Source organism: Kamptonema animale CS-326 (assembly GCF_028330895.1).
Taxonomy (GTDB): Bacteria; Cyanobacteriota; Cyanobacteriia; order Cyanobacteriales; family Microcoleaceae; genus Kamptonema; species Kamptonema formosum.
This window is the reverse complement of record NZ_JAQMUA010000062.1, coordinates 1-6,546: the sequence shown is the minus strand read 5'-3', so window position 1 is coordinate 6,546 and position 6,546 is coordinate 1. Positions and strand designations below refer to the sequence as shown.

The following is a 6,546-nucleotide window of genomic DNA, read 5'->3' as shown; positions in this document are numbered from 1 at the left end:
GTATTTAGACCGCCCAGAGGGCGGCGTTACGATTAAAATTCCCACATTACAGGGTTTTCATCCAAACGATCGGTGACGGTTCGACCAATTGTGTCAATTTCTTTGAGTTCTTCTACACTCAATTTAATCTCAGCAGCTTTGGCATTTTCTACTGATTGTTCAACATTACGAGCCCCAACAATTGCATTAGTTTGAGGTTGGGCAATTAACCAGGCTAAAGCTAAATTCCCTAAACTTACTTGATGTCTTTCAGCAATTGGGCGGAGTTGCTTTAAAGCTGATTGTACCCGGTCATAATTTTCTTTCTTAAACAGCTTACTTTTAGCTCGATGATCGCCTTCTTCAAATTTGTGATCTGGTCCAAATTTACCTGTCAATATCCCCTGAGCTAGAGAAGAATAAGCCATTATGGTGATATTATTTTCCACACAGTAGGGCATTGTTTCTTTTTCAACCCACCGCCAAAATAGAGAATAAGGAGGCTGTAAACTATCAATGCGTCCATACTTCGCAGCTTCTTCTATTTGAGTTCTGTCAAAATTAGAAACACCGATCGCTCTAATTTTACCTTGTTCTTTTAATTTGTTGAGAGCGCTCATGGTTTCTTCTATGGGAACTACTGCACTATTCCAATTCCCAGAAGGCCAGTGGATCTGGTAAAGGTCGATATAATCAGTATTGAGATTTTTGAGGGAGCGATCGCACGCTTCTATCACTTGATCGTATTTCAAATGGTTGGCAAAAACTTTAGTCGCATATACAGCGCGATCGCGCACATCCGACAAGGCTTGCGCTACAATTTGCTCAGAATGTCCTTCACCGTAAACCTCAGCCGTGTCAATGGTAGTAATACCAGCCTCAAAAGCCGATCGTATGGATTTAATTGTCTCAGAATCCTCAATTCCTACCCACATCCGCTTACCAGCTTGCCAAGTCCCCATAATAATCGGGGTGATGGCAATTCCAGATGTGCCTAGTTGTCGGGTTTCCATATTGACCTCCTGAGTTTGATTGCTACCCTTGCCATTACATATTATGCAACAATTTTAAGATGAAAACATAATATTTTCCCGTTATTGGCGGTAATATCGCTATCAAATATTCTTAAGATGACCAGATTACGACTAACTTTAAAATTGTAGGAAAAATACTATGGAATCAACTGTTAGCGCTCTGAAAGAATGGAATGTTGCTATTAATGCCTTAGAAAATGGCAAAACAATTATGCTGTTGCGAAAAGGCGGTATCCGCGAACAAGGTGGACATTTTAATCTGATTCACAAGCAGATTTTGCTATATCCTACTTTTGAACATCAACAGCCGGATTTGCTAAAACCTGAGTATGCAAGTCAGGTGAAAGTTGTAGAATCAGGTTGGCATCCTGAAACGGTTAGAATTGGTAGTTGGGCCAACATAACTGATGCTTTTTTACTCGCTTACGAACCTGCAATTGTGGCTTTATTTCCTTATCATATTTGGAATCAGAAATTTGTCAGCGAGCGGCTAAAATGGAAATCTAATCAGCCTATTTACATCTTATTACTGCGAACTTATCAGTTAGCTGAACCACAGGAAATTCTCTACCGCCAAGAATACGGCGGCTGTCGCTCGTGGATTGATTTAGCCGAACCAATTGCTATTGATAATTCTCTACCAATTTTAAGTGATAGAGATTACCTTCAAAAAGCTAATGAAATTCGTAATGCGATCGCAAGTTCGGAAAGTTTTTCATCGTCATAAAAGGAGATTTTAATTAATTTAAATCCCTAAATATTTAGCTATTCGTGTGCGTTTTATTTAGATAGAATTCCACCCAACCCAGAGCAAAATCGGCAGCTAATGCCATCATTGCTGCTGGAATTGCACCCGCAAAAAGTAACTGATTATTCCCTGTTGCCACACCGCGAAAAATAAATACTCCTAACCCTCCTGCGGCGATAGCAGCAGCAATAGTCGCTAAGCCAATTGCAAACACTGTCGCCACTCTAATCCCAGCTAAAATTACACTCATTGCTAAGGGAATTTCTACCTGAAATAGAAGTTGCCAATCTGTCATTCCCATCCCTCGCCCAGCTTCGCGAATAGCTGGATCTACACCTATAATCCCAGTATAAGTATTGCGGATAATCGGCATTAATGAATAGAGAGTTAGAGCAATAATTGCCGTCCTTGCTCCTATTCCGCCTACAACAGGAACAGGAATTAACAAGCCAAATAATGCTAAACTGGGGATAGTCTGCATTACATTTGCAAAACCTAAGATTGGTTGGCTAAATTCAGGTTTTCGCGTGATTAAGATACCAAGAGGAATACCAATTAAGACGGCGACAAAAATTGAAATTGACACTAAAATTAAGTGTTCAATTGTGTGCTGAATCATTTCCGACCCATAGCGATTTAGGAATTCATTCATTGGTAATTGGTAATTGTAATTAACAATCCGATCAGGGATTAGAAACTAATTGCAAACATTCAATAAAAGCGCGAGCTTCTGCGTTTTGGGAATTTAGAAATTCACCAGGTGAATTTAACTCTACTAAACGCCCATCTTGCATCAAGCCAATTCTAGAAGCTAGAAAAAAAGCTTCTTGAATATCATGGGTGACAAAAATTACGGTTTTACCTAATTGCTGTTGTAATTGCCGAAATTCCCGCTGCAATTCTAAGCGAGTAATGGGGTCTAGAGCACCAAAAGGTTCATCCATTAATAGTATAGGAGGATCGGCGGCAAGAGCTCTGGCGACACCGACTCGCTGCCGTTGTCCGCCGGATAATTGATGAGGATAGCGTTTGGCAAATAGTTGAGAATCTAGCCCAACTAATTCTAACAGTTGATGGACGCGAGAGCCAATGCGATCGCGTTCCCAACCTTCTAGTTTTGGCACTAAACCAATATTTTGCTCAACCGTGAAATGCGGAAATAAGCCAATTTCTTGAATTACATACCCTATTCGTCGCCGTAGTTGGATTGGGTTCCACTGTGTTGTCAGTTTTCCCAATACAATCACTTCCCCACTGGTTGGTGTCAGCAGATTGTTAATCAGTTTCATTGTAGTAGTTTTACCGCTGCCACTGCGTCCTAGCAATACTAAAACTTCTCCTTTTAACACTTTAAAATTGATTTTATCTACCAAACAGCGTCGGTTTAGGCGATAAGTAACATCTAGGCATTCGACAGCGCTCTCGTTATTTGATAACATGAAAAATTGCACAGGTTGTAGTAGAAGCCATAAATTTACTATAATTGATTTATTCAATTTAATTTGGCGACAGTAAGCTCGGCACTATCGGAAATTTCCCCAGTAGGCAAAGTAGTTTAAATATTCTTTACCTGGTCAGTTAATCCCTTGTTACTCGATCGGGACTTACGCAAGTCGAGGTCAGGAAGTGGGTTTCTTCGTAGCTATCTAGTTGATAATCTTCAATTTTTCTAAGAAACTCGCGTCAAGGTCAGAAACCGGGTTTCTTCATAGCTATCTAGTTGAGAGTCTTCAATTTTTCTAAGAAACCCGGTTTCTACGTAGATATCTAATCAGGACAAAAGCTTGACGGAGTGACCGCTTAGTATGAGGATTAACGATGAGGTATTTTCCCCCCTCTACCTTTCTCCCCCTATGTATCTATCCCCTCTCCAAGTCCCACTACGATCGCTCAACCAAAAACGATCCCCTAGCGCCTAAATGCCTAAAGAATCCAACTCAGACTCAAGTCAGTAAAATGCTTGCATCGTTTAGGGGTTCATCCATTGTTTAATTTTTAATTGCTTGTGAGGAGAGCTGTGATGTACGCACAACATCTAAAAAGCCAACGGTATCAGGTTTCTGACATAGAATTAATTCACCTGTGGGTGCAACGAAAAGCTCCCCCTCTTCAGCGCTCTTGCTGGCTGGCGGCTAACGAATTTCGACTGTTTGCAGGAAAACCTTTGGCACAAGTCACTCCGGGGGATATTAGAGCCTTCGCGATTTGCCTCAAACACCAGAAACTTGCATCCCAAAGCTGCAAGCAGAAGCTATCCGCAGTGAAGTCCCTCCTCACTTATGGCAGCAAAATGGGGATGTTGCCCACATTGCCCTGGCAAGCGAGTTCAACTTATAGCCAGAAGATGCGATCGCATTTGGTAAAATTTCTAGACTCACCTGTTGGCTTCGGATGTTCGTGGAGTTTGTGCGTTGGCTTATTCTTCACCTTGGGTTTGATGACGGTGCGACTCTTCGGTGAAGTTGCTCTTACAGCAAGTCCTCTTACCAAAAAAGAGGGAGAACAACTAAGCTCAGTTCATCCCTCCGATCGCAAAGAAGAGGTTTTAAGCGTCAATTCATCAGGAAAAACAGTATCTCCCCTTTATCTAGCCCGCACTAAAGCTTTTCTCCACACGATAGCTGTAGCTGAAGGCACAGACAGTCCCAATGGCTACCGAACTCAGTATACAGGTGCTCAATTTTCTAGTTTTCGCGACCATCCCAGACAAGTGAAATGCAGCCGTAGGTACGGAAAAAAGCTGTGTTCAGACGCTGCGGGCCGGTATCAATTTCTCAGCCCAACATGGGATCGCTTTGCCAAAAAACTTGGCATTAGGGATTTCACTCCCGCTAATCAAAACCGCGTGGCTTTAGAATTAATTCGCGAAAAAGGTGCTTTACAGGATGTCAAAGCGGGGAGATTTGAAATAGCCGCGAGCAAAGTTGCTCCTGTGTGGCCGTCTTTGCGGCGTTTCGGTAACGGCTCTCTAGAAAAGTCGATGCCTAAACTCAAACAAGTTTATCAAGAAAGGTTAGAGAACTCTCAACTAAACACGGGGCATAACTGGACAACCAGGTAAGTAGAAGGATGGGGAAGATGGGGAAGATGGGGAAGGTAGAAATTATAAGACTTACGCAGGGAGTCCCAGAAACCGGGTTTTTGAGATATTCTGTGGGTGAAAACGAAGTATTTTCGTCAAAAAACCCGGTTTCTTTGGTGGGGTGCGTAAATTAGCCATTAGCCATTAGCCATTAGCTATTAGCTATTAGCTATTAGCTATTAGCTATTACCAATTACCAATTATTAAAACTTCAACCTCTGCCGATGATTTGCCACAGACTCCACCAGTCCCAGAGCAATAAAATTGCTCAGTAATGCTGCATTTCCATAACTGAGGAAAGGTAGCGGAATCCCCGTAACAGGAGCTAAACCGATGTTCATACCAATATTTACGAACACCTGAAAAACCAACATTGCTAGCATTCCAATCGCTAACAAAGAACCGAAGTTATCTTTAGCTGTTTGAGCGATAATCACCAAACGCAAGCAAATAAACCAGAAAAGTCCTAAGACTAAAATACACCCAATAAAGCCGAGTTCTTCACCAATAGCTGAGAAAATGAAGTCTGTATGTTGTTCGGGGATAAAGTTAAGTTGAGTTTGAGTTCCCTGAAACAGTCCCCGCCCGTGAACTCCCCCGGAACCAATAGCAATACGAGATTGGATGAGGTGATATCCGCTGCCCAAAGGATCTTTCTCTGGGTCTAAAAATCCTGTCAGTCTAGTTTTTTGATAGTCTTTTAACAGATTCCAATAGAAGTGTCCGACCTGACCAGAAATCACATTGATCGCTACAGCAGTAGGGGCTGTTAACCAAGGCCAGGGTAATGTCCGCCAAGCGATCAAACCCATGCCTACTACCCAAAATAACCAGGTGGGTAAAAATACGTTGTTGAGGAGGGCGGAGATAATTGGAGATATTAGCAAGATTAGCCAGCCGGGATTCACATTACCCCAATAAAGCATTCCCATTGCGATCGCACCAAATACCAGCGAAGTTCCTAAATTAGGTTCCGACAACACCAACGCCCAAGGTACAGAAACTACTGCTAGCATCTTCAACATATCCCCAAGGGATGGGGAAGGTCGCGCTTGCAGAAGGGCTGCTAAGGTGATAATCACGCCTACTTTGGCAAATTCTGAGGGTTGAACGTGAAAGCCACCAATGTTGATCCACCTCTGGGCCCCCAAAGCTGTAATACCGATCGCGCGCACTGCGATTAGTGAAAAATTAATGAATACATAGATAATCCATTTCCACTGAATCAGCATCTCGTAGCGGCAGCGGGCGATTAAAATTGCCAGTACCAAACCTACGCCGCCAGTGGCCCAGTGCCGCCACCAGTCAATGCGCCCTTGGTTTAATTCGACGCTGTGAATCATTATCCCCCCAAACACGGTGAGACCGATACAGGCAGCGAATAGTGATAGGTCTACTTCCTGCCAAGGCTGGATGATGGATTTCCAGCGATTTCTAACCAGTAGTTTGTTCAACATGAAGATTTTAGATTTTAGATTTTAGATTTTAGATTATTGGGCGCTTTGCTTAATTTGAAATTTTTTGATTACCGCCAACTATCCTCAATCTAGACGATTGTAGATTTTAGTTTAAATTATTCAGACTTGGGCGCGGTGGTTCCGGCTGGCCTGGGGAATCGGATTTTTGGTTTGCGGGAGTTTCTGCCAATAAGAATATATAACAGTCGCCAAGACCATTAGGACATATATCCGTAACGCCGCCTT

6 protein-coding genes are annotated in these 6,546 nt (G+C 42.6%); 2 read left to right on the top strand and 4 right to left on the bottom strand.

Features of this window, described 5'->3' with window-relative positions; genetic code table 11:
• Positions 1-32 precede the first annotated feature (32 nt).
• The gene (locus PN499_RS03765; RefSeq protein WP_272030356.1) at positions 33-992 is read right to left on the bottom strand and encodes an aldo/keto reductase; all 960 of its coding nucleotides are present in this window, start codon (positions 990-992) and stop codon (positions 33-35) included.
• Positions 993-1,152: 160 nt separating this feature from the next.
• Between PN499_RS03765 and PN499_RS03760 the strand changes: the two genes are divergently transcribed.
• Positions 1,153-1,740, top strand: a complete 588-nt coding sequence (locus tag PN499_RS03760; protein WP_272030355.1) for a DUF1802 family protein — start codon at positions 1,153-1,155, stop codon at positions 1,738-1,740.
• Between the two features lie 34 nt (positions 1,741-1,774).
• Here the strand turns inward: PN499_RS03760 and PN499_RS03755 are convergent, their stop codons facing one another.
• Positions 1,775-2,413, bottom strand: a complete 639-nt coding sequence (locus tag PN499_RS03755; protein ID WP_272030354.1) for an ABC transporter permease — start codon at positions 2,411-2,413, stop codon at positions 1,775-1,777.
• Between the two features lie 31 nt (positions 2,414-2,444).
• Positions 2,445-3,200, bottom strand: coding sequence for an ATP-binding cassette domain-containing protein (locus PN499_RS03750; protein WP_272030352.1), 756 nt, complete (start codon positions 3,198-3,200; stop codon positions 2,445-2,447).
• 581 nt (positions 3,201-3,781) lie between these two features.
• On the opposite strand from PN499_RS03750, the gene PN499_RS03745 reads away from it, so the two are divergent.
• Complete coding sequence (locus PN499_RS03745; protein ID WP_272030350.1) at positions 3,782-4,822, top strand: glycoside hydrolase family protein; 1,041 nt, start codon at positions 3,782-3,784, stop codon at positions 4,820-4,822.
• A 224-nt stretch (positions 4,823-5,046) separates the two neighbouring features.
• On the opposite strand, the gene rodA is transcribed toward PN499_RS03745, so the two are convergent.
• The gene (gene rodA, locus PN499_RS03740; protein WP_272030349.1) at positions 5,047-6,300 is read right to left on the bottom strand and encodes a rod shape-determining protein RodA; all 1,254 of its coding nucleotides are present in this window, start codon (positions 6,298-6,300) and stop codon (positions 5,047-5,049) included.
• Positions 6,301-6,546: the final 246 nt, after the last annotated feature.